Raw genomic sequence first — 22,807 nt, 5'->3', positions numbered from 1 at the left:
GCTGTTCGAAAGCCCTGCGCCTAAACATCATCGCAATACCACGCTACCTGCATCATCACGATTATTGCGCGACGCCGTTACGCCGCTCCAGGTCAAATACACGCTGAAAGGTTTGACCCTCCGAACTCAATAATGTATATACACTATATGACCAATGCAGATGCCGCTCTTTTCCCGATCATTGCCCAGGAATGCCTGTGCCGCAAAGCACGTATGGCAGACCGCACGATTACCCGCGCCTACGACGAGGCGCTTCGGCCGTGTGGACTGCGCATCACCCAATTTACTTTGCTGGTGGCAATAGGGTACGGATCACCTGGCTCCATCGGTGAGCTGGCTGACTGGCTGGCCATGGAGCGGACAACCCTGACGCGCAATCTGAAATTACTTGAGAATGAAGGTCTGATCATCTCGCATGCTGGTGCACATCATCGCTCACGGGCCATGACGTTGAGCACATCAGGAAAGGCTAAGCTCGATCAGGCATACCCACTGTGGCAGTCCGTGCAAAAAATGTATCGCGAAGAGCTGGGCCCACAGGGATGGCAGGAAAGTCATGAAGCCATGATCAGACTCGCAAATGTAGGTCGTTAAACCGAAACGGACAGGAGCAACTGAAGCACGCTTTTATTTAACAACGCCCTCGCGGGCATTTTTTTGAACCCCTAATGTGTATATACACCAAATAAGGAGATACACATGCACACCAAACTGGGTCGTCTAGAACGATACTTCCAAGTGGTGCTCAAGTTGCGCTGGCTGATTCTGCTGCTCGGGGCTGCATTAATTGCCGCTGCCGCGACGGCAATACCCACGCTGACCAAAGACACGTCAGCCGGGGCATTCATTCACCCCGACAATCCGGCGCTGCTTTACCGCGAACAAGTCGAAGAACTCTTTGGTCTGCGCGATCCGATTGTAGTGGCCATCGTCAATGAGGGCGATGAAGGCATCTTCAACCCTACCAGCCTTAAGCTTGTCGACTGGCTGACCAACGCCGTGTCGGCACTGGATAACGTTGATCCGGACCGCGTGATGAGCCTGTCCACCGAGTCAAACGTAGTCGGTACGGATATAGGCATGGAAGTAGATGAATTTCTTGATCCGCTTCCGACAACACAAGCACAGGCTTCTGCGGTTCGCCAGGCAATTGCCGATTTCCCGCTGTACCAAGGCAGCCTGGTAGCGCGTGACGGAACAGCAACCCTGGTTGTCGTGGAAATCCTGGACGAGGACCAAGCCCAGCAGACCTACGACGAGATACTGAAGTTGATCTCCTATGCACCCACGGGCGCAGAAGATGAACTGATGGTCGCGGGTGAAGGTGCCGTTGCCGGTTACCTCTCCAGCTACATTGATCAGGACGCCCAGCGGCTCAATCCCTTCGCCGGCTTGATTATTACGTTAATTCTGTTTCTTGCATTTCGTTCGCTTGCCGCCACCCTGCTGCCAAATCTGATCATATTGGCCACCGTCGCGATAACCCTGGGGCTCATGGCCGCCAGCGCTACGCCGTTTTATGTCATTACCAATGGTCTGATCGTCTGCATGATCGGCATTGCCGTGGCCGACTCCATCCATGTGTTCAGCCAATATTTTGAAGAACAGACAAAAACTCCCGCGGCACATCAACAAGAATTGGTGATTCGCACCATGCTGGTGATGGCGCGCCCCATTACCATGACGACCATCACTACCGTGGCCGGCTTTTTGGCCTTGTACAGCACATCGGATATGCCACCGATCAAGGCCTTTGGTCTGTTCGGCGCCTTGGCCGTTTGTGTCGCGTGGCTCTATAGCCTGACGGTGTTACCCGCCGCGATGAGCTTGCTGAAGTCACGACCCAAGACGTCACGCAGCGGCAAATCAGACAACCCGTCCTTAAAAATGAGCCAACGCCTGATGACCGGGCTGGGCTCTATCGTCCTGAAGTACCCCCGTACCGTGGTTGCAGTGGGCGTCACGGTTGGCGTTATTGGTGCCATTGGCCTATCCCGCGTCCAGGTCGAAGACCAACGTATTGAGAATTTCAAATCATCAGAGCCGCTATACCAAGCAGATAAGCGCATCAATAATGCCATGGATGGTACTTATCACCTCGACGTACTGGTTGAGACAGTAGACATCGAAGGCCTGCACGATCCAGCTCGTCTGCGCAAGATTGAAGCTCTGCAACGCTTCCTGGAAAACCAGCCGCATGTGAACGGCAGTACATCCATCGTTGACTATGTAAAACAGATGAATCGCGCGGTTAACGAAAACCAGCTGGATCAATATGTCATTCCGGATGACAGCCTGCTCATTGCTCAGCTGTTTTTGCTGTATTCAACCTCGGGTAACCCAACCGATTTCGAGAACGAGATAGATAGCACACACCGGCAGGCGCTGGTTCGCGCGCATCTCGATACAAATGCCTTCAGCAACAACCGACAGTTGGTTCCACAGGTAGAAGCGTACCTTGCGGAGCATTTCAATGAGCCCGGCATGAGCGCCACGTTGACCGGCCGAGTCCACGTCGACTACCACTGGATTAACGGTATCGCCCAAAGCCATACCAGCAGTGTTGTCGTCTCGCTTCTTGCCGTACTGGTGATGGCCAGCCTGTTGTTCAGGTCCTTGACCGCCGGACTACTGGCGATTGTTCCGGTAGGCATGTCGATTCTTCTGATCTACGCCGTCATGGGCTTTTTCAACATCTGGCTCGGGGTCGGCACCTCGATGTTTGCGGCCATTGCCATTGGACTCAGTGTTGATTTTTCCATGCATACCCTAGAGCGACTGCGAGAACTTGGTCGCCAAACCGAACGCCCTGCTATCGCAATCATGGCCGAGCTATTTCCCACAACTGGCCGGGCACTGTTGTTCAACCTCGCTGCCGTCGCGCTGGGTTTCGGCGTACTTTGTCTGAGTGATGTACCGCCATTGATCCGCTTCGGTGGATTGGTTGCACTCGCCGTGGGCACTGCATTCGTTGCCAGCGTAACGCTGCTGCCGGCTTTGGTACTGATGCTGAAACCGGCCTGCATCATTAGATCAACGTCCACTTCAAATGGTGTGACGCAGGGCGCCTCTACTGCGGCCATGCTGGTGATCATGACGCTCGGCGTTTTTAACGCCCCGGACGTTTCTGCTCAGGCGCTGCCCGACGGGCTGGAAATCATGCGCAACGTTGCAAGCCGTGACGAGGGCCAGCAAGTTTCCCGGGATATGCGCCTGGAACTGACGGACCGCCGCGGGCAAACTCGAACTCAGGAGATAAAGGCCTATCGCCGTTATTTCGACGAAGAAAAGCGCACCATCCTGTTTTATACAGCACCTGCAAACGTCAGGGGAACGGGGTTTCTTACCTACGACTATCCCGACAGTGCGGCAGAGGACGATCAGTGGCTGTTTTTGCCCGCCTTACGCAAAGTAAGACGAATCCCGGCATCCAATCGCGGAGACGCTTTTCTGGGCACCGATTTCAGCTACGAAGAAATCAAAAGTGAGAACAAGGTTGGCTTGCAGGATTACACCTTCCGCGTGACCGGGCAGGATGTGGTGGGCGGTATAACCTGCCTGGTGGTGGAAGGCACACCCGCGAATAATGAAATTGCCGACGAGCTTGGCTACAGCAGGGCAGTTTGGCATATCGATCCGAACATCTGGATCTCGCGTAAAAGTGACTATTGGGATGTAAATGGCAATCATCTTAAAACCATCGAGAATCTCGACATTGCGCAAATCGATGATATCTGGACGGTATTACAGGTACGGGCAAGCAACCACAAGAGCGGCCATAGCACCCTGCTGACCAGCACCAATGTCGACTACCAGAGCGATGTGCCTGAACGCACCTTCGACCAGCGCACGCTGGTAAGGGGGCTATAACATGGGGAACAGGTATACCTGGCTCAATAAACTGACCCTGCTGCTAATCTCGGCAGGGCTCTGTCACCCGGCCTCGGCGCTGACCTTCCAAGGTATTGCAGACTACAGCCTGGCGCTACGCACCGGGGGAGGTGACATCCAGAAGTCAGAGCTGGTCTTGACGCCCAGGTGGGATTTCAATCTGAGCGAATCGACCCGAAGCACACTGATCCTTCGCAGCCGGGCCGACGCTGTGGATACGCTTGCTCCGGGACAACCAACCCAGCCGTCGCGCAGCCACTGGAATCGCCGCGCCTACCTGGGTAGCCATGCGGATCTGGAGCTTAGAGAGCTTTATATCGACGCGACACTTGAAGATACCTATATCCGCCTGGGCAAGCAGCAGGTGGTATGGGGCCAGGCCGACGGCTTTCGGGTGCTGGATGTGCTAAACCCTATCGACTATCGCGAGTTTATTTTGCCTGACGTTGATGACCGCCGAATCCCCTTGTGGATGCTGAACCTCGAAACCCCACTCGGCGTGGGCATGTTGCAGTGGGTTCTGATCGCCGATCAGACCTATGATCAACTACCCGCCTCCGACGCGGCCTTTGCCTTCAGTTCACCCTTGCTGGTTCCAAGTGCACCTTCGAATGTGCCGGTTACGCTGGTTGACTACGATCGTCCAAAAAAACCACTGCAGGACGCTGATACCGGTGTGCGCTGGAAGGGCTTTGTCGGTGGCTGGGATCTGAGCCTGAACTACCTCTACCACTATCAGGATCAAGCCGTTTTCTACCTGAGCCAGAATCAGAACCGCGTGCGTGTCTCGCCCACCTATGAGCGCTCACATTTGCTGGGGGCAACCGCATCCAATGCCTTTGGCGACTTTGCCTTTCGTAGTGAGCTGGGCTATTCGACAGATCGTTATTGGGTTGCAGACCCGTCACAGGACGACAACGGCGTTGAAGCCAGCCCAGAACTCGCTTATGTCATAGGCATCGACTACAGCGGGTTGAGTGATACCTTCCTGAGCTTCCAGCTGTTCCAGAGCTACCTCACGGAGCCTGCCAGTTCCGTTGTACGCGACCAAACAACGACTCAGATTACAGCGCTTGCCCGGCACAACCTGTTGAATGAGGCCTTAGCACTGGAAGCCTTTGTTATTCACGGCCTCAACCAGGACGATGGTCTGGTTCAACTAAAAGCCCGCTATCAAATCAGCAGTGCGCTGTCAGGCCGAGTGGGCGCCGATCTGTTTTATGGCGACAGCGATGGCTTGTTCGGTCAGTTCAGACCTGCCAACCGAATTCATGCAGGCCTCAGCTATGCGTTCTAACCGTCGGATCAAAAACCCAGACAAGAGGGCGCAAGCATGACTAGTCAGACATCACGACCTGAGACATCAGCAACAATGAAAATCGCAACTTTACTGTCGACGCTTTTCCCGCGCTACTTCGGCGCGCTTGGGGCGCGCGCTTTTTTGCAGCCTCGCCCCAATACCAGCAGGCAACAATGGTCAGAAGCCTTCGACGGCTTTACACGGAGCACCCTCTGCATTCAGGGTCATCAGGTACCGCTTTGGGTCAAAGGAAGCGGTCCAACCGTGCTCCTGGTGCACGGCTGGGAGCGTGATCATTTTGCCATGGGCGGCTTCGTTTCACCCTTGCTTGAGGCCAACTTCCAGGTTGCTGCCCTGGACCTTCCCGGACACGGTGAAGCAGGCGGAAAACAGGCGCCACTGCCTTTACTGGCACGCTCGATAGCTGAAGTCGCGGCAACGCTCACGCAACCCTGTACGGTTATTGCCCACTCGATCGGCGCCGCAATGACAGCCTTGGCAGCAGAAGATTTTGGACTCAAGCCCCACAGTGTCGTGCTGATCAGCGCACCACGCGGCGCAGAGGACTATGCCCTGGCACAAGCCAAGCGTCAGGGGCTTGGCAGGCGCGCCATACAACATATGATCGTGCAGATTACTGAAGCCCTGGGAGAGCCTCTGGAACGTTACCGCGTTGATAACGCACTAACCTCTATGGCGGCGCCAATCCTGCTGGTTCATGCCGAGGACGACGCCATTGTTCCGCTATCCGATGCCCGGGACAATCTTCACGCCCCCACCGCTCGGCCGCTCTGGTTGCCGGTCGGCGGCCACAACAGGATTCTGGCTGACCAGCAGATGATTGCGGGGGTGCTGGGGTGGATTAACAGTCACAACCTGCAATCCGCCGAGTAATACGCCTAGGCGTCAACGCGAGAAACAAACAGAGCGCTGGGCAGCTACTACTGCCCAGCGCTCTGTTCCAACAACCCCGGCGTCAGACAATAAAGGCCGAGGCGGCCGTTTTGCCCTCAAGTGCCAACTGATTCTGCGCCTTGGCAATCTCGGCCAAACTGGCCATGGCTCGCGCTGAGCTCTCGGCATCTCGGTGAATATCCGCCAGGGTATGACCCATCACCACAGCCCGCTGGTTCTCGTCCTGAATGGCCGTATCGATGCCCTGTGTGGCTTGGCTGATCTGGCCAACCTGTTCAAGTATGCCAACCAACAGGTGGCTGGCCTCGGCAGAGGCCTGCAGGCACTGCCGCGTACTGGCCTGTTCGCGCTCCAGGCCGGCCGAGGCTTCTGACACCGTGGCACGCAGTCGGTCGAGCATCTGCTGGATCTGCCCGGTGGCTTCCTGAGTGCTGCGCGCCAGGCGTCTGACCTCGTCTGCTACCACGGCAAAACCCCGGCCCTGCTCACCCGCGCGGGCGGCTTCAATGGCCGCATTCAGCGCCAGCAGATTGGTCTGTCCGGCGATGCTCTCGATGGTGTCCAATACGGAGGTGATATCCCCAGCGGCTTTTTGCAGTTCGGCCATACTCTGGCAGGACTGTTTCACCTCATCAGACAGCTGTGTGACCTGCTGACTGACCTTGTCTACCGCGGCATGACCCAGGCTGGCGCTGCTGTCTGCTTGCCTGGCCAGCTCTGCCGATTGCGCCACCAATACCGCGATGCCATCAAAGGCCTGCAGCAATGCCATGGACTGCTGGTCCACAGCGGCCAGGGCCGCCTGCTGGCGCTGCGCAGCAGACTGACAGTCCTGAGCGATACCGACGTTGCGTGCACTGGCGGCCAGCGTGGCATCGGCACTCTGATGTATGCGTCCGACCAGCGCGGCAAAGGTATCGAACAATTGGTTGAGCGCACCGGCCATCAAGCCGATTTCATCCCGGCTGGCATCCGGCATTCTGCTGCGCAGGTCACGCTCGCGAGCGACCTGACCTATTGCCAGGGCAAGCCCATCCAGTGGCATGACGACCAGGCGGGTCAGCCACCAACTGCCCAGGGCCGCCAGCGCAGCCAGAACAACCACGGACAACAACACACCCATGATGATGTTCTCGCGCAGTGCATCCAGCGCCCCGAAACTTTCGCTGATGGCCTGTTCGGTAATCAGGGCAAAATTCCGACCACCGATCTGCAGCGGCTGCCAGCTCTTCAATACCGCTTCGCCAAGCAGGCCCTGGTCCAGACCGATACCACTGTTGCCGGCAATCGCTGCGCTGACGCCTGGGTTGCTGATGCGATAACGACCATTGAGGCGCTGGTAGCGTTGCATCGCCGCGATGTCCTCGGCCTGCTGACCCTGCAGCGGCAACTGCGCGAGGGTTTGCTCAGGGTTCTCGAACATGGCCCGGGGCTCGGTGATCAAGCGTCCGTCATCCGCCACCAGATAAGCATCACCGGTACGCCCAAGCCCAATCGCCTGCCAGTTGCCCTGCTCGGTCATGATGCTGGTGAAACGCTCAGCAGGCAGTTGCGCCACCAGAAAACCCAGGGGTTTATCCGGGCTGTAAACCGGGTGAAAGACCGGTACGGCAAAAAACACCACATGCTCGTCAAAGTAGCCGCTGAAACGGGAGAAGTCGGAGACCCAGAAGCGGTCCTTGTCGGGCTGATCGCGCATCTGGCCGACCAGCTCTGCCAGCGCCGATTCGGCAAAGGGGCCGGTAGCCAGCGAGGTGGCATACACCGGCCCTTTGCTGACGCTGTAAATCACCTCGAGGCTGGCGGCATCCACCAGCATCAGATCGTGGTAACCATATCGCTGGGTTATCTCCCGATAACTTTCGTGATACCGCCGGTGCTGCTGGCCGTAGATGGTGGCATCCTCAGGGTCAACCAGCTGCGCCAGTTGATCTGCCGGGTTGGGGTTGTCCCGGACATAGTTGTTCTGGATCAATAGTCCTTCGTAGCGGGTCTGGCTAATCCAGTCCTGGAAGGGCGCTTCACGTCCCAGCGTACGTTCAGCGTATAGCGGCTGAAACTGCTCGGTATACCACTGCGTCATGCTGGCCTGAAGCGCCTCCAAAGAGGGCGCCTGCACTTCATACCGATAGGAGACAAAGGGCCGGACAAAACCGTAGATGGCTTCCTGGGTCATACGGTTGTTGGCTGTCGACAGCAACAGGTCATGGTGGCTTTTCAGCTGCAACTGCAGGCTGGTAGCCCGGCCGCCTGCAACCGCCTGAAACTGAATTTTGACGCTGTCATCAACCACCTGACTGCTTCTGCCCAACGCCTGCCAGCCGGTAAAGCCAGATGACAGCACCACCGCCAATACCGTCAATAGCGACGCACCGAGCATTAAACGCGTAGAAATCTTCATTGGATAGATCATCACCAGAGGGCTGAGCTCCGGCGATAATATTTCACTGACATGACGGTCAGGTTACAGGCGCAAAGCCGCAGCCCTCTAGATCGCAGGATGCAGCCTATTGAGCACAACCGTCAGGCCCAAGACAATCAACTGCGTCACTATCAGCGTGGGTGCAAAAGGTTGGTCCAGCCATAGACTGGCTACCCAGGCGATGACAAAGGCCAGCAGGGCCAGTACCTGACTCCAGATCAGCAACTGCGCCAGATTATGCGCCACGCGCGCGGCGGCCCAGGCCGGCAGCAGCAGCGTGGCCATCGCGCCAGGCACACCCAGGCTCTGGGCACCCAGAACAATGACCAGCACCAGCCAGGCCAACTCCAGCATATGCCAATGCCAGCCTGGGCCAGGCTGCGCACTGACATCCGCTTGCCGCTGGGCCCAAAGCCAGACGCTGCGCAGCCTTGGCAGGACTATCAGGCTCACTGCTACCAGCACGACCAGCCCGATCAGCTCGGCCAGGCCGGTGAAATACAACTGGCCATCGACCCAGCGAGCCGCAGCCAGACTGGCAGTGGCGATATTGGCAACCAGCAGGGTAATCAGCGCCAGACCCGCCAGAAACAGCGTCAGGGATAGCCGCTCGGCATCCTGCCAACGGCGCTGGATCGCCAGTGCCAGCGAAGCCAGCAGCAACGCCGGTAGCAGCGTTGGTACTGTCAGTACCGAGGCCAATACGCCGCCGACTGCCGCCCATTGGCTGACCGCAAATACCTGCCAGACCGAACCGCGCAACAGCAAGCCGACGCCCGCTAACGCCAGGAGCAGGGTGGTCAACAGACCGTTGACCAGGGGCAACAGAAACCAGTCATGCAGGCTCAAGCAACTGCTCCATCGGGGTAGCGGTAAAGCCCAGCGCACGCATGAAAGCCTCGTCGTGGCTGGTCATCAACAAGGTGCTGGTGGCAGGAATGCGCTGGATCAGTTGCACGGCCGTGGCGCGTACCTCGGCATCCAGATGATTGGAGGGTTCATCCAGCAGAATCAGCCCCGGACGGCCAGCCGTCCGCGCCGACTGCAATACCGCGGCCAGCCGCAGCACTTGCCATTGTCCGCCGCTCAGGCGATCCAGGCGCTTGCCCAGCAGGGCCTGTACGGCCGGTAAATCCGGCGTGGTTGCCTGCATGGCGGCAAACCAGTCATAGCCACTGAGGGGCCAGGGCGAAGGGCGCGGATGTTCCTGTGCCAGATAGCTCAAGGCAGCATCCGCCAAGTGCATATCACCGGATAATACCTGTGCCCGGCCCGCCAATGTCTGCAATAACAGGGATTTGCCACTGCCATTGGGTCCGGTTATCAGGCGCCGTTCACCCTGGTGCATACGCAGATTCAACGGCCCCAGCAGGGGTCGCTGAAAGCCCATGACCAGGGCGTTGCACTCCAGCAAGCAAGGCGCTTCAGTCATGGATAAAGACACCGGCCCACTGCGCCATCAATGCCAGATAGCTATCCAGTGTTGGCTGTGCCGGCTCCAATGGCAGGGGATTGACCGACCAACCGAGCCGTTCCTGCAGATAGCGCGCGCCGCGCTCTGGCTGAAAAACCGCAAACAGCACATGACCCTGGGTGTCCGCCAGTTGGGCGGTCAGCTCACGCAAATGTCGCGCGGTCGGCGGAATGCCCGGTACCGGCTCCAGATAGCCCACCACCTTGACCGGCAACCATTCACTCAGATAGTCCAGATCCTCGTGATACGCCACATAGTCCTGGCCTGGCCTGACCTGGGCAGTCAACCGTTCGGCCTCCGCATTCAGACGATCCGCCAAACGCGCAGCCTGCTCGGAAAACAAGTCGGCCTGGGCTGGTTGCAACTGCCCCATGCGCTGGGCCAGTGCTTCGCCGAGCAAGGCCAGGCGCTGCGGGTCGATGGTAAAGTGCGGGTTGCCTTCGGCATGCACATGCCCCATGTTCGGGCCCTGTACGGTTTTGGATTGCCGCAGGCTGACAAAATTGGCGGCGCGAAAGTCGCCGGGCCGCCCTTGATTGATGGCCGGGTTGGCCGCACCGCTAAGCGCCGCTGGCAACCAACCTGCTTCAAGACCTGCACCTATGTGCAGCAGCAGATCGGCACGGCGCATGGCCGCCATATAGCTGGGTCGGGCATCCAGATAGTGCACATCCCGATCAGCCGGTGCCAGCACCCGCACTGTCACCTGATCGCCACCAATTTCATTGGCCAGCATGCCCAGACTCGGTGTGGTCGCGACAATCTGCAAACCTGCGAAGGCCGGTTGTGCCAGCAACAGGACAGCAGCCAGCAGGATTCTGGGGAGCTTGATCAGTTTCAGCATTGTTTGCATGTAAGGCTCCGAAAATGCCGGTGCTGCCTTGCTCAGGCAACACCGGCATCAGGTACAAGTTGCGGACCTCCCTGTCCGCGCCGATCTTCAGAAGCTGTGGGCGGCGTGCGCACCCAGCGCGACATTCAACTGCAGCATGAATTCAAGACCATGATCACGGCCTGAGCCGTGCCCATGGTCATGCTCGTCCTCATGGCCACTGGCGGCGAAATCGATGCGACTGAGTTGGGCTCGCAGAAACACCGGCTCGATAGGACGGAAGGTCAACTGCGCACTTTGCCGATAGGAGGTATCGAAGCTCTCTACCCCGGTTGGATGCGATGTTACTGCCTTGTTGGTCAGGCCCAGCGCTTCAGCCCTTAAGCCCACTTCCCAGCGCGGTGCAAAACCGTACACAGCCTCAACATACAGGCCGTCCTGGCGCTCGCTGTAACTGTCGCGCTGGTCCCAGTGGCTATGATCATCATGCTCATGCTCGACGTACTCGGTGAGGTCGCGGTGCATGTAGTAGTACTCACTGGCCAGTTTCCAGTTGCCATGGCCATAGGTCTTGCCCGCATCGAATTTGTACACCGCATCCAGACCGGCAAACCAGGCATCGCCTTCAAGTCCATGGGCATGTCCATCATGGCCTTCAATGCGTCCGTACTGACTGACATAGCCGGCAGAAACGCCGTATTGAGCGGCATGCTGGTCGCCCATATCCGGTGCCAACTTGGCAAAGGCGGTGACAATACGCGGACCGCTTTTTTCGCTGACCGGCAATTCATCGCTGTACTGTGAGACGCTGTTCTCCTGCTCACCCTGCAGTAGCTCGACACCCAGGCGGGTATAACTTGAGACAGGCGCCAGCCAATTGAGCTGTACGCCGGTGTCCTGCAGACCGTGGTCACCAAACAAATATTGGTTGACCAGCGGGCGGTCAACAAAATCCCAATCATGGCCGTGCTTGCTGTTGATATAACCAATATCAGAGAGGAACTTGCCGGCCTTGAGCTGCAAGCCACCCGGCAGCGAACGCGTGGTCAGATAGGCTTCCTCGACCTCAAAGTCGCTGTCGTCGAAGCCGATCAGCAGGGTGCCATCCATGAAGTCACCCAGACGGGCTTGAAAGGCCAGCTCTGAATGCCCCATGTTGAAACCGTCGTCAAAGCCATGATCATGACCACCGTGATCGTGGTCATGATCATGCCCACTGGCAAAGCCGGCTGGCTCGTCGTTGCCCTCGGTGATGCGGTTGTAATACACACCTTCGAGGATCAGTGACATGTCGATATCAACGTCCAGGTTTGAACGACTTGGCGTAGCGGGCTCGGCCAGCAGGGAGGAACTGAAAAACAAGGCAGCCAGGGCGACTGCAAGGGGTTTGGGTGACACATTCATAGTGGGCAGACCTGATTGATAACAAGCTAGAAATGAAACGTAATAATGTAACATTTACTAAATCAGGTCAATCACGCACTCAGAACGTCAGGGAAAGTTCAGTGGGCGGGCGTGACTGATGCGCGTTCGCGCCAACGCAACACCAGAATGGTCAGCGCGGGAAGGAAGGTGACGGTGACAATGGCGGCCCCGAGCAAGCCAAACAGGACAACGGCGCCCACGCCACGGTAAAGCTCAGTCCCCTCGCCGGGCAAAAAAACCAGCGGCGACAAGCCGCACAGCGTCGTGAGGGTGGTCATGGCAATCGGCCGCAAACGGGTTTGCACGGCGGCCAGCACGGCATCCACCACCGATACGCCAGCCTGGCGCAGATTGAGCCGCGCCTGCTCGACCACCAGGATGGGGTTGTTGACCACCGTACCCATAAGAATCAGAAAGCCGAGCATGGTGATCATGTCGAACGGCTGCCGCAACGGCAGCAGACCGAACACCGGCAACAGGGCACCGACCAGGTTCATCAGGGCCAGTCCGACTATGCCGGCAGCCACTCCGAGCGGAATCGCCGTCATGATCAGCAGGGGGTAGCCCCAATGGGCAAAGATCGCCACCAGCAGCAAATAGACCACGGCAATGGCAATGAGGAAATTGCCGGTCAGTGCATCACGGGTGGCATTGAGCTGATCACTGGCACCGGAGATATCCACATTGATCGAAGCCGGAAGTTCACCACTGGCGCGCATCGTCTCTAGCAGCTCGCTCCTCACCCGCTGCACGCCAGCCTCAAGAGGCACGTCAGCGGGCGGGATGATATTCAACGTGACAGTACGGCGCCCATCGACACGTCGGACAATGCTGGTATCCACCGTTTCCTCGATACGGGCCAGACTCGACAACGGCAGTGCCTGCCCAGTGGCCGTTTGAATCTGCACACCAGCCAGCCGGTCAAGCTGTGGATCACGGCCCTGACTGCCATACAGATAGATATCGATCTTCTCGTCATCCAGAAAGAAGTCATCGACATAGGCCCCTTCGGTCGCCGCGGCGATGGCAAAACCGATGTCTGCCGTATCCAGCCCCAGTTCTGCAATCCGGGCCCAGTCCGGATGAATCTGGATCAAGGGCTGGGCCAGGGTCAGGGTCGAGGGCTGGCTCTGGATTCTCGGGTTGTCGAAGATCTGACCAGCCCGGGCATAGGCGGCATTGGCGGCCTGGTACACCGACGCCAGGTCGGCACCGGAAATGTCCAGATTGATGCTGCGCGTACCCCCGTCATTACTGGAGATGATCGAACCCTTGGCGGCGAAGGCGCGCATGCCGGGGAACTGCCGGTAGTAGCGGGTGATTTCATCCATCAGGGCTTCGATATGCCGCGGGTTGAGAGTTTCAGCGATGATCCGCAGCTGCGTTGGTGTCACCTGCATGTTCAGATAGGCCATCGGTGGTACTGCCGTTTCGCCGGCGATATAGGCCTGATCCTGTGCATTCACATGGGGTAGAAAATAGTCTTCAACCTGCTGGGCGATGGCCTGCATTTCCGTCAGGTTGTAGCCCGGTGGCGCGGTCATCACCGCGAAGGTCTTGGGTTCTTCGCCTTCAGGCAAATACTCGGCAGGCGGGGTAAGCCAGAGCATGATCAGCAGACTGCCCAGCAGGGTGACGACAAGGGTGCCGGCACGCCGCGTTGGCCTGACCACCAGCCAGCGAACTGCCGCCATCAGTCGCCCGGTCCAGCGCCCCCCGGTCACGTTGCCATATTCATCGGTAGCTACATCAGTGCGACCAAAATCCAGTCGCGCACACAAGGTCGGAATCACCGTGACCGCCACCAGCATGGACGCCAGAATAGCGGCCGAGATGGCAATGGCAACATCAGAGTACAACTGACCGGCCTCCTGCTGAATGAACAGGATCGGCAGAAATACCAGAATGGTCGTGGCCGTTGAGGCCAATACCGCTGGCCAGACTTCCATCACGCCCTTGAGCGCTGATTCAAAGCGGTCCAGACCCAGGCGTCGATGTCGCTCGATATTTTCCAGCACGACAATACTGTTATCCACCGTCATGCCAATGGCAAAGGCGATGCCTGCGAGGGAAATCACATTGACCGTGCGGCCGGCCAGCAGCAGGCCGATAAACGCGGCAATGGCACACAGCGGGATGCCGACAACACCGGCAAAGGTGGCCCGCCCGGAGCGCAGGAACAGGTACATGACCAGGGTGGCAAAGACGGCGCCTATGCCCAGATTGGTCCAGACATTGGCTACCGAGGCCTCGACATAGCGCGCATCATCCGAGGTCAGACCCAGGTGCAGTCCCGCCGGCTGCAGTACCTCGCGGTTGATCGCCGCGACTTCATCGAGCATGGCGTTCTTGATGTCGATGACATTGGAGCCACTCTCGCGCCTGACCTGCAAGCCAATGCTACGCTGGCCGTTGACGATCGACAGCTCACGGACCCGCGAACTACCCTGTTGCACCGTCGCCACATCCGCCAGTCGCACAACGCTGTCACCCCGGCGAGCAATGACCAGCTGTTCGAGCGCGGGAATATCCTCGAAACGCCCTACCGTACGCAGCAGATAACGGCGTTTTCCGGCGTCCAGCTCACCGGCGGATACATCCTGATTACGGCTGTTAATCGCCGCTCGCAGGTCGGTCAGCGCCAGCCCGCGCTGGGCCAGTGCGGCCTCATCAACGGTAATCTGTATCTGCCGCTCGGCTCCCCCGCCCACCGTCACTTCCGAGACGCCGGGGACACTTTCCATGCGCGGCCGCACACGGTCCTCGATAAAATCGCGCATCAATTCGATGTCCAGCTCACGCGGGTTACCCTCCAGCGTGGCGACACGAAAATACATGAAGGCATTGGACGAAAAGGAGGCCGCCACAATGCGCGGCTCATCAACGTTGTTCGGGTAACCCGAGACCTGACTCAAGGCATTGTTGATCTGGATAAGACTCTCGGTAATATCCACCCCGAACGGGAACTCCAGCTCAATTTCAGCCGCGCCACTGGACGCGGTGGCCGTCATGCGGCTCAGGTTCGGGACATTGCGTAGAAAGCGCTCCTGCTCAATCAGGATTTCCTTTTCAATATCCTGAGGTGTTGCACCGGCCCAACGGGTTTCGACGGTAACCGTGCGCACCTCAAGATCCGGGATCATCTGCACCGGAATACGCAGTGCAGCCGCAGCCCCAAGAATCAATACGATCAAGGCAATAACCGTGACCAGGGTGCCATGCCGGATAATCGCAGCAAACATCAGGGCTCACCCTGTGCTGACAACTGCACCTCAAGCCCCTCACTGAGCAGCTCATTACCACGGGTAACAATCTGCTCGTCTGCCCGTAGTCCATCCGTCAAGGCTACGCGCCCGTCAAAGGCGGCACCCAGCTGAATGCGCTTTTCCGTAACGCTGAATACCCCTGACTGCTCGGTTGGCAGCGCCAGCCAGACCGTCACCCGTCCATCCGGGTAACGGTTGATCGCATCCCGCGGCACGGTCAGCCCTTGTTGCCCGGTTGTTGTGCGCAGCGTGGCTTGCACCGCCATACCGGGCAAGGCGACAACGCTGTCTGGTGCCACGGCACGCAGCAGAAAGGTCCGAGAAGCAGAATCACTGACCGGCACCAGCGCATCTATGCGCGCCTGCACAGCCTGGTCCTGATGCATCAACCAGAGACCCGCCTGCTCATTGATAGCCGTGTATTGCTCCTGCGGCACTTGAAAATCCAGTCGCAGATTCTTGGTATCCACCAGGCGCACCAGTTCGTCACCCGGCGACACCCACTCCCCCAGATCGCGCATGCGCTGACTGACGACCCCGTCGAAGGGCGCCATAATCCGGTGACGCCGCAGTAGCACCTCTGCCTGACTGCGCTCAGCCTCAAGACGAAGTACGCTCGCCGCTGCGGCTGCAACAGCGTTTTCCCGAGTACTGATTTCAGTCGCAGCAATATTCCGCCCGACGCCTACCGAGCGGGCTTCAGCCAGCCTGCGCTGCGCTTCCGCCAACGCCACCCGACCTTCTTCAAGCAGCGCCTCAGATTGCTGCAAAGCCAGAGCAGCTTGCTCATCATCCAGCCCGATCAGCAGTTCACCGGCGGTCACCTCGCTGCCCGGCTCGACCACAACCTGATCAATCAGACCCGCGACGGCAACGGATATGCCCGATGAGCGCATCGGATTGACCGTACCGCTGAGCGACACCTCAGCGAACAGCTCGGTCTGATCCACCCGCTCAATCCGTACTTCAGGACGGTCCTCAGCCATCAGCTGGCTGCACCAGCCTGAGAGCAACAATGGCAAGACCCACACGCCTGTCGATAAACGCATCAACGCAACTTCCCCGTATTGGCACTGAATATAGTCATCAAGACTACAACATCACCTACACAGGCAAAGCTCACGCCACCCATTAAAGTGCAACAGGATGCTTAGCCTTGCAATTCAGCCTCTGTTTTCTGTTGCGCTTGTGGCACCAGCAACACATCACCACATGCGACCAGCGTTTCCTCACCGTTCCTGGTGGCATAGAGCTCGGCGGTGGTAAATATCTGTTGCCGCCCTGGCTTGATTACCTTGGCCACAACACGGAAATGCTCACCAACGGCAGGCCGCAAGCAGCGCACCGTGTATTGCGAGGCCAACACCTGGCCGCTCAATGTTGCGGCGGCAAATCCGCAGGCGGTATCAATCAACCCACCCTGGACCCCGGCGTGCATGAAGCCGGCGTACTGACCCATTTCGGCGCGCCACGGCAGCGACAACTGCACGGCACCGGACGACACCTCATCCACCTGCAGGCCAAGCCAGTTATTGAAGGCGGCAAGCTGAGAGACCGCACGTAATCTTTGCTGTAACTCCGGGTTATTCATCATCAGTCCTCTTCAGGATGGAATGGGTGCAGCTATCTTGAATACCGCACGGGCAGTTGCACAAAGGCGACCATCGGCATACAGGCTGGCATCGGCGAAGCACAGCGTCTTGCCGATTTGCCGCGGCTGTGCGCGAACTTCAATCCAGTTACCCAACTGGCCGCTACCGAGGTAATCCACGCTCAGACTGACGGTGACCAGCGCTGTCCGACCGCCCAGCTGATGGGCACAGCTGAGCCCCATGGCATTATCCGCCAGTGCACTGAGCAATCCGCCATGGACAAAACCGCGGCTGTTGACGTGGGCCTGGGCAGCTACCAGACCGAGGCTGAAGCTGTCATCACCGAAGGCGGCATAAATTGGCTCCCAGGGCTCGGTCAAACCGCTGGATCGGGTGTGGCGACTGAATCCCGGTGGAATCTCGGCTGGCTGATTCATGGCATACATGGCTCCTAATGGATGATTTTCCATATGAACATTTTCATGTAGACCGGTCACTATATTTTAATCCAATCAATTGCTTCGATAACAGACAATTGATGATCTGGATGATCAGGCAGGGCGTTGCGGCATTCTCATCCACTGCGCCACTTCAGCTACTGCATCGTGCAATGGGCGAGCGCTCATCTCAACCCGGGCCTGAATCAACGCGCCCTCCAGCACGGCAATACTAAGGCTGGCCAATCGGTAGGCAGACTCGGCAGGAAAACCTTCTGCCTGCAACCGGCGACGAAAAACCGCCTGCCAGGCTTCTAGACCTTCACTGGCCGCTAGACGGAGTGCAGTGGAATGCGGGACGGTTTCAAGAATGGTCGTGGCCATCGGGCAGCCGTCACTGAACGCCGACGCTTCAAGCCAAGCCCCGAGTTGCGCGGCAAAGGCCACCAGCAGATCGGCAGCAGAGGCATGCTGCAAGGCCAATTGTTCCAGTGTGGCCAATGCCTGACTGGCCGCAAACCGCAGCGCTTCTTCACCCAACTGTTCCTTGCCCAGGGGGAAGTAGTGGTAAAGCGAGCCCTTGGGTGCCTTGCTCTCGGCCAAAATGTCTTTAAGGCCGGTATTCGCATAACCACGCTGACGAAAGAGCTTGGCTGCAGCCAAAACAATATTCTGACGATGGCGTGGCGCTGCAGACATGGAAAGGTCCTGACTCAAGGATTGGAGCACCGCCTGACATCAAGCAGGCAGAGTGCCTTGCGGGCTTTGTACGCCAACCATTGTAGCCTGATGGGCCAGCCTCAAACAGCGCTGAGGTGATCTCTGATAGCAGCCTGTACCGGAACCCTATTTGGTGGCCGCTACACGCATAGCCAGCGCTGTCCGGTTTGTTACTTCGGTTTTACGAAACAGTGCATGGATCTGATTGCGCACCGTATTCGGACTGGAACCGAGCTCGCGGGCAATCTGCTTGTTACTGATGCCGCTGGCGACCAACTTGAGGATCTGCACTTCACGGGCGGTGAACTGATACCAGTCCAGGCCTGTGTCAGCCTGCTCGGCCTGCGCAGAAGGAGGAGAGTCATCGGTACTGTATAGCTGCCCGGCCTGCTCAACCAGTTCGGTCACCATGCGCTTGACCGCTTCAATATTGTTCCAGCGCCTGGTCGAACTAATGACAACAAACAGGAGGCTATTTTCACCGAGCTGACTGGCATGCACGGCAAAACGCCGTCCAAGGGTTGGCTCCTGCTTGAGCAGGCGCCGACCAATGCAGGTGCATTGGCCGAGATCAACCAGTGATGGGGTGCGCATAGCGGTCCAAAGAGCAACCAGTGACGCACAGTGACTCTGGAGAGTCTCTGGCTCTTCGTGAATTTCGCCTTCAAGAAACAGAATTTCCCTGAAGTGCACAGCAGGGCCATTTACATCCGTAATACCAATGGCGGTACAGTCCACGTCCAGTTCCAGAAAGGATGGCGCCTGCATGCTTTCCTGAAGCACTTGCCAACTATTCTTGACACCTTCCATGTTCAGTCTTCCTTAGTAGATGTGTCTAGTTCCCCCATTATAGAGCCATCCGTTGATTGACTGGTACATTTAGCAGCATCCGTTTTCCGCTGAACAGCACGCGTCGGCCTGAGCGCCTTCAAAGGATACTAGCCCTTTGGTTACCTTTGGATCGCGCAATGATGGCGTGTTGCAATCAAATGGTACCGCCTGTGCCAGCGGCGGCTCGTTGACACTGCGCAGCCCCAGAAAAGCACCCTGATATGGTGCACGCATCATCAAGTCAAAGGTCTTTGCGCAGACCGCAACCCGTTCGCCACGACGGTAAAGGTGGCCATCATCGTCACGCACTTCCAGCCAGGGTCCGCGATACATAACAGCCTGACCCAATTCCCAGCAGGGGCCTTGCTTACCTTTATAAGCCTGGATGCTACACATGCGCACTTCAGCGTCGCCAATACGGTCAATCGCTTCGCCTGCCGTTGCTGACCAGTGCAAGCTGATGCCGTGAAATCCGGCTTGCTCGAATGCCGCAATGATTGCTGTCTCCGAAGGGACACGAAGCGCTGCGCCCGTCGGCGCCGACTTGATGTTATGCCGAGCAGGCAAGGTTTCATCACTCACCAGCAGGGTGCAGATGACACTGCCGGTTGCACTTAAACAGCGAAAGGCCTCCGACAGCAGCTTAGCCTCATCAATGGTATCTATGCGGTTCAGGGTGAAATCCATGAAAATACTATTGGCCCATCCGTCAGGTACCGCTGGTGAGCGCTCAATGCTGTAACGCAAGCGTTCTTCTAGGGCCAGGTAGGCGTCGATATCACGCATAACCGCTCCCTGAAGCATGGACTCAATAGCGCTGGCATCGCGGGACAAGTCCGCCAGCGCCAGCAGTCGAACGCCACTGGCGTTATCGACCAACCCGGTACTGATACGCAAACGTCGAGGATCCTGATCCGCAATAATCACCTTGCCACGGAGATTATCCGCACACAGGGGCAACATCTCGGAATAGGCACCACCCCACCACAGCGTGTTGGGCGTGGTATCGGTCTTCTGCGACTGTTCAAAACGGGCATTGATCACGGCAACGGCGTGATTAAGCTCACGTTGCCAGGGTTCCAGTCTTAACCCGTTAGTTTTAAGCATGCTCATTGGCGGTAGCATCCCAGGTCTCGTGGTATTCACGGTATTCGATCTGCGCTGGCAGCTCGTCCCCGAAGCGTTCGTAATAGCGTGGAATGAGCACGGATGAGCGAACAAATCGATCCTGACACACCTGCAGCGTATCCATGGTCGTTTCAGTAAAGTTCAGGCCATGCTGACCCAGCGTTGTGAGCCATTGACGCTCAAAGTCCCATTGATAAGCGCCAATTTCCAGGTTGGTCTGGGCAAAAGCCAGGTAACCACGCTGGCGGATATTGATGGCCTTTAAATCTACGTCTTTGAGGCTTTCATAGAAGATAACGGTCTTCGGGCGTATGACTTCACAGATCAGGCGCCATACGTCTTTCATCGACGGCGTGCTCTGGTTGTCAACCACCAGGTTGACGTATTCACCTGCAGGAACCCAGCGCAGAATACTGGCCACACTGGACTGAAATACATCCTGATGCAGCAGGTTTAGGGGCTGCTCCGTGGCCACCGTATGCAGTTCAACATGATGTCGATCGCACAGCAGCCGTTCAATGCCCATCCACTGCTGATAAAGGCCATAGCGCTTGCCGCTGTAGCGGCCGTCCATTGAGCTGCCGATCACCACCGAGGGTCTGATGACCAGAAAGGGCAAGCCGGATTGGGCCACGACCCACTCCGCAGCACGCTTGGTCAGGGTGTAGTTGGTGGGATCACTGGGGGGTTCCGACAACGCCGCTTCCGGTATCACATCGCCTGAATAGCCTGCCGAATAGGCCGTCGAAACAAAAATAAAGAAGCCAACGCCGGCCTGCTTGGCTGCCGTTGTCAGCCTGGCAGTGAAATCAACGTTCATCGCTTGCAGGGCTTGATTATCGAAGTAATCAAGGCAGCCTGCGCAATGAATCACGGTGTCGACGGCGCCTAAGCGCAGCATGCTTTCAAGTGACTCTGTCGACGCCGTCTCGGCACCCTGCCAGTACACGGTAGTGACGCGCGATTCATATTCATCCGGCGTCTGCCCTAGCGCAACCAGTTCGCGCTGAACCTCTTGCGGAACCCGACTGCCATTGTCTGCCTGACGGGTTGGAATGACCACATGCTCAGCCCAGCCATCGCTAAGCAGTTGCGCCGCCATCAATGAACCAAGATAGCCGGTGCCTCCCGTAAGCAGTACGCGCTTTCCGTGCCGCGGTGTTGGTAATGGTGCTTTCATTGGGCCCCCTGGAGTGCCATTCCTTTGCCTTTATCCGTTGTCTGGGTCAGCGCATTGAGAATCATCGCCTGTTCTGGCATACCGCCATAGGAAAGCAGAATCTGATCAACGATTACGATCGGGAAGGCGCTCAAGCCATGCGCCATAAAGAGTTCGGAAACCTGTCTGGCAAGCTCCGCTTCCTGGGCATTCAACTCGCCAGAAATCTTCGGCAGAATCGACTGCGCGGTTGTCACCGTGAGCGTCATTACCGGCCAGTCCAGCTCAGCCTCGTTCACAGCCGCGCGCGCCGTCGCCTCGATCTGCTCGTCCACCTGTGATGTACCCGGCATGCAGCAACTGGCGGAGACCACCACCACAGCTTCCGTTCCGAGTGCGCGTTTGACCTGATTGATGTCTTCTTCCGACGCTTTTTTGAAGAAACCGAGCATGTCTTTACCTCTTTTATGAATGGTTACACCATGAATGCGATAGCCAATCCGAGCATCACTGCACAGGCAATGACGGTCAGTGTGTGGGCTATCACCAAGGGGAGTTTGAACAACCTGAACAGCAGCATGACCTCAGGCGGACTGGTACCTATAGCGGCGACCAGAAAGGTCACCAAGGGTCCGACCGGAAAACCTTTTTCAATCAGTGCCAAACCAATGGGCAAAGCGGTAATGGGCGAGATGTAGAGCGGCACGCCAAGCAGCGCACAGGCCAGATATAGCCAGCCAACAGGCAGTTGCTCGAGCAGATTCACCAGTGCCTGCTGGGGCACCACTCCGTATATGAGACCGCCAATCACCAAACCGGCCAGCAGATAAGGCGCCACCGTGCGCAACTCTTGTTTGGCTGCCAACCAGGCAAAGCGCGATGAAGGCTGCCAACCCTGCCAGGTTGCGGGGCCCTGGCCCAGAAATGCAGCAGTGCTCTGCGGCGTAGGCTGAAGTGTGACGTGTTTTGCCAAACCAAGCCCGCCAGCAGCCACACCGGCGGCAGAGGTCAAGGCCAAACCAAATAGTATGAATACAACGGCGGGGAGAATACCCACAGTGATCAACAGGAGAATAAATACACCCTCGCTGACTATGGGCGAGGCCACCAGAAAGGCAAAGCTCGGCACAAAACCAACCCCTGCCCTGAGCATGCCGCTCAGAACAGGAATGGTTGAGCACGAGCAGAAAGGCGTTAATACCCCCCCTATACTGGCAACAAAGGCTGAGCGCCAGCTGGAGGAGCCCATCATCGAGCCCTGTGTGGACTGAAATGGCACACGTTGCTGCAGCATGACTACAGCCCAGGTGATCAATAGAAAAAGCCCGATGAGCAAGGCACCGTCCATAAGTAAGAACTCAAAGAACGGGCGGATACCTTGGGCCAAGACTGTCATGTCAAACATGGCGGCTCTT

The 22,807-nt window shown here is 57.7% G+C and carries 19 protein-coding genes; 4 read left to right on the top strand and 15 right to left on the bottom strand.

All coding sequences use genetic code 11. The features are described 5' to 3' along the window. Positions 1 to 147: 147 nt before the first annotated feature. The 4 genes from AC27HQ_RS03600 (at position 148) to AC27HQ_RS03585 (ending at position 6,085) form a co-directional block, all read left to right on the top strand. The gene (locus AC27HQ_RS03600; protein WP_487154567.1) at positions 148 to 594 is read left to right on the top strand and encodes a MarR family winged helix-turn-helix transcriptional regulator; all 447 of its coding nucleotides are present in this window, start codon (positions 148 to 150) and stop codon (positions 592 to 594) included. Between the two features lie 105 nt (positions 595 to 699). Then, positions 700 to 3,870, top strand: a complete 3,171-nt coding sequence (locus tag AC27HQ_RS03595; protein WP_487154566.1) for an outer membrane lipoprotein-sorting protein — start codon at positions 700 to 702, stop codon at positions 3,868 to 3,870. Position 3,871: 1 nt separating this feature from the next. Beyond that, positions 3,872 to 5,188 carry a DUF1302 family protein gene (locus AC27HQ_RS03590; RefSeq protein WP_487154565.1) on the top strand — a complete coding sequence of 439 codons (1,317 nt, stop codon included), beginning with the start codon at positions 3,872 to 3,874 and terminating at the stop codon, positions 5,186 to 5,188. A gap of 267 nt (positions 5,189 to 5,455) precedes the next feature. Further along, positions 5,456 to 6,085 carry an alpha/beta hydrolase gene (locus AC27HQ_RS03585; protein WP_487154564.1) on the top strand — a complete coding sequence of 210 codons (630 nt, stop codon included), beginning with the start codon at positions 5,456 to 5,458 and terminating at the stop codon, positions 6,083 to 6,085. Positions 6,086 to 6,167: 82 nt separating this feature from the next. On the opposite strand, the gene AC27HQ_RS03580 is transcribed toward AC27HQ_RS03585, so the two are convergent. The 15 genes from AC27HQ_RS03580 to AC27HQ_RS03510 form a co-directional block, all read right to left on the bottom strand. Further along, positions 6,168 to 8,507, bottom strand: a complete 2,340-nt coding sequence (locus AC27HQ_RS03580) for a methyl-accepting chemotaxis protein (protein WP_487154563.1) — start codon at positions 8,505 to 8,507, stop codon at positions 6,168 to 6,170. Positions 8,508 to 8,594: 87 nt separating this feature from the next. Continuing rightward, positions 8,595 to 9,377 (bottom strand): metal ABC transporter permease, encoded by a 783-nt coding sequence (locus AC27HQ_RS03575; RefSeq protein WP_487154562.1) that lies wholly within the window; start codon positions 9,375 to 9,377, stop codon positions 8,595 to 8,597. Continuing rightward, entirely contained in the window at positions 9,364 to 9,960 is a 597-nt protein-coding gene (locus AC27HQ_RS03570; RefSeq protein WP_487154560.1) for an ATP-binding cassette domain-containing protein, read from the bottom strand. Before AC27HQ_RS03570 ends, AC27HQ_RS03575 begins: the two co-directional genes overlap by 14 nt. Beyond that, complete coding sequence (locus AC27HQ_RS03565; protein ID WP_487154559.1) at positions 9,953 to 10,855, bottom strand: metal ABC transporter substrate-binding protein; 903 nt, start codon at positions 10,853 to 10,855, stop codon at positions 9,953 to 9,955. The genes AC27HQ_RS03570 and AC27HQ_RS03565 overlap by 8 nt, the downstream gene beginning before the upstream one ends. A gap of 87 nt (positions 10,856 to 10,942) precedes the next feature. Beyond that, the gene (locus AC27HQ_RS03560) at positions 10,943 to 12,238 is read right to left on the bottom strand and encodes a hypothetical protein (RefSeq protein WP_487154557.1); all 1,296 of its coding nucleotides are present in this window, start codon (positions 12,236 to 12,238) and stop codon (positions 10,943 to 10,945) included. 98 nt (positions 12,239 to 12,336) lie between these two features. Beyond that, positions 12,337 to 15,501: an efflux RND transporter permease subunit gene (locus tag AC27HQ_RS03555; protein WP_487154556.1), complete on the bottom strand. Its 3,165-nt coding sequence runs from the start codon at positions 15,499 to 15,501 to the stop codon at positions 12,337 to 12,339. Continuing rightward, positions 15,501 to 16,511, bottom strand: a complete 1,011-nt coding sequence (locus AC27HQ_RS03550) for an efflux RND transporter periplasmic adaptor subunit (protein WP_487154554.1) — start codon at positions 16,509 to 16,511, stop codon at positions 15,501 to 15,503. Before AC27HQ_RS03550 ends, AC27HQ_RS03555 begins: the two co-directional genes overlap by 1 nt. Positions 16,512 to 16,675: 164 nt before the next feature. Beyond that, positions 16,676 to 17,119, bottom strand: coding sequence for a PaaI family thioesterase (locus tag AC27HQ_RS03545; protein WP_487154553.1), 444 nt, complete (start codon positions 17,117 to 17,119; stop codon positions 16,676 to 16,678). Between the two features lie 9 nt (positions 17,120 to 17,128). Next, positions 17,129 to 17,554 (bottom strand): PaaI family thioesterase, encoded by a 426-nt coding sequence (locus AC27HQ_RS03540; RefSeq protein ID WP_487154552.1) that lies wholly within the window; start codon positions 17,552 to 17,554, stop codon positions 17,129 to 17,131. Between the two features lie 114 nt (positions 17,555 to 17,668). Then, positions 17,669 to 18,253 carry a TetR/AcrR family transcriptional regulator gene (locus tag AC27HQ_RS03535; protein ID WP_487154551.1) on the bottom strand — a complete coding sequence of 195 codons (585 nt, stop codon included), beginning with the start codon at positions 18,251 to 18,253 and terminating at the stop codon, positions 17,669 to 17,671. Positions 18,254 to 18,400: 147 nt separating this feature from the next. Further along, positions 18,401 to 19,084: a helix-turn-helix transcriptional regulator gene (locus AC27HQ_RS03530; RefSeq protein WP_487154550.1), complete on the bottom strand. Its 684-nt coding sequence runs from the start codon at positions 19,082 to 19,084 to the stop codon at positions 18,401 to 18,403. 69 nt (positions 19,085 to 19,153) lie between these two features. After that, a complete protein-coding gene (locus tag AC27HQ_RS03525) occupies positions 19,154 to 20,218 on the bottom strand; it encodes a hypothetical protein (RefSeq protein ID WP_487154549.1) in 1,065 nt (354 codons plus the stop codon). Beyond that, positions 20,205 to 21,413, bottom strand: a complete 1,209-nt coding sequence (locus AC27HQ_RS03520) for an SDR family oxidoreductase (protein WP_487154548.1) — start codon at positions 21,411 to 21,413, stop codon at positions 20,205 to 20,207. The genes AC27HQ_RS03525 and AC27HQ_RS03520 overlap by 14 nt, the downstream gene beginning before the upstream one ends. Continuing rightward, on the bottom strand, positions 21,410 to 21,844 hold the full coding sequence (locus tag AC27HQ_RS03515; protein WP_487154547.1) for a hypothetical protein: 435 nt from the start codon (positions 21,842 to 21,844) through the stop codon (positions 21,410 to 21,412). Before AC27HQ_RS03515 ends, AC27HQ_RS03520 begins: the two co-directional genes overlap by 4 nt. A 23-nt stretch (positions 21,845 to 21,867) precedes the next feature. Continuing rightward, positions 21,868 to 22,797, bottom strand: coding sequence for a permease (locus AC27HQ_RS03510; protein ID WP_487154545.1), 930 nt, complete (start codon positions 22,795 to 22,797; stop codon positions 21,868 to 21,870). Positions 22,798 to 22,807 lie beyond the last annotated feature (10 nt).

Source organism: Halopseudomonas sp. 4NH20-0008 (assembly GCF_057548395.1).
Note: the sequence above shows the minus strand (reverse complement) of the source record. Positions and strands in the feature narration are given on the sequence as shown.

Excerpts from the sequence above, each read along its gene's own strand:
- AC27HQ_RS03515 (WP_487154547.1), bottom strand. The coding sequence starts at position 21,844 with ATGCTCGGTTTCTTCAAAAAAGCGTCGGAAGAAGACATCAATCAGGTC.
- AC27HQ_RS03560 (WP_487154557.1), bottom strand. The coding sequence starts at position 12,238 with ATGAATGTGTCACCCAAACCCCTTGCAGTCGCCCTGGCTGCCTTGTTT.
- AC27HQ_RS03530 (WP_487154550.1), bottom strand. The coding sequence starts at position 19,084 with ATGGAAGGTGTCAAGAATAGTTGGCAAGTGCTTCAGGAAAGCATGCAG.
- AC27HQ_RS03520 (WP_487154548.1), bottom strand. The coding sequence starts at position 21,413 with ATGAAAGCACCATTACCAACACCGCGGCACGGAAAGCGCGTACTGCTT.
- AC27HQ_RS03510 (WP_487154545.1), bottom strand. The coding sequence starts at position 22,797 with ATGTTTGACATGACAGTCTTGGCCCAAGGTATCCGCCCGTTCTTTGAG.
- AC27HQ_RS03590 (WP_487154565.1), top strand. The coding sequence starts at position 3,872 with ATGGGGAACAGGTATACCTGGCTCAATAAACTGACCCTGCTGCTAATC.
- AC27HQ_RS03565 (WP_487154559.1), bottom strand. The coding sequence starts at position 10,855 with ATGCAAACAATGCTGAAACTGATCAAGCTCCCCAGAATCCTGCTGGCT.
- AC27HQ_RS03540 (WP_487154552.1), bottom strand. The coding sequence starts at position 17,554 with ATGAATCAGCCAGCCGAGATTCCACCGGGATTCAGTCGCCACACCCGA.
- AC27HQ_RS03570 (WP_487154560.1), bottom strand. The coding sequence starts at position 9,960 with ATGACTGAAGCGCCTTGCTTGCTGGAGTGCAACGCCCTGGTCATGGGC.
- AC27HQ_RS03535 (WP_487154551.1), bottom strand. The coding sequence starts at position 18,253 with ATGTCTGCAGCGCCACGCCATCGTCAGAATATTGTTTTGGCTGCAGCC.
- AC27HQ_RS03550 (WP_487154554.1), bottom strand. The coding sequence starts at position 16,511 with ATGGCTGAGGACCGTCCTGAAGTACGGATTGAGCGGGTGGATCAGACC.
- AC27HQ_RS03555 (WP_487154556.1), bottom strand. The coding sequence starts at position 15,501 with ATGTTTGCTGCGATTATCCGGCATGGCACCCTGGTCACGGTTATTGCC.
- AC27HQ_RS03580 (WP_487154563.1), bottom strand. The coding sequence starts at position 8,507 with ATGAAGATTTCTACGCGTTTAATGCTCGGTGCGTCGCTATTGACGGTA.
- AC27HQ_RS03600 (WP_487154567.1), top strand. The coding sequence starts at position 148 with ATGACCAATGCAGATGCCGCTCTTTTCCCGATCATTGCCCAGGAATGC.
- AC27HQ_RS03595 (WP_487154566.1), top strand. The coding sequence starts at position 700 with ATGCACACCAAACTGGGTCGTCTAGAACGATACTTCCAAGTGGTGCTC.
- AC27HQ_RS03525 (WP_487154549.1), bottom strand. The coding sequence starts at position 20,218 with ATGAGCATGCTTAAAACTAACGGGTTAAGACTGGAACCCTGGCAACGT.
- AC27HQ_RS03545 (WP_487154553.1), bottom strand. The coding sequence starts at position 17,119 with ATGATGAATAACCCGGAGTTACAGCAAAGATTACGTGCGGTCTCTCAG.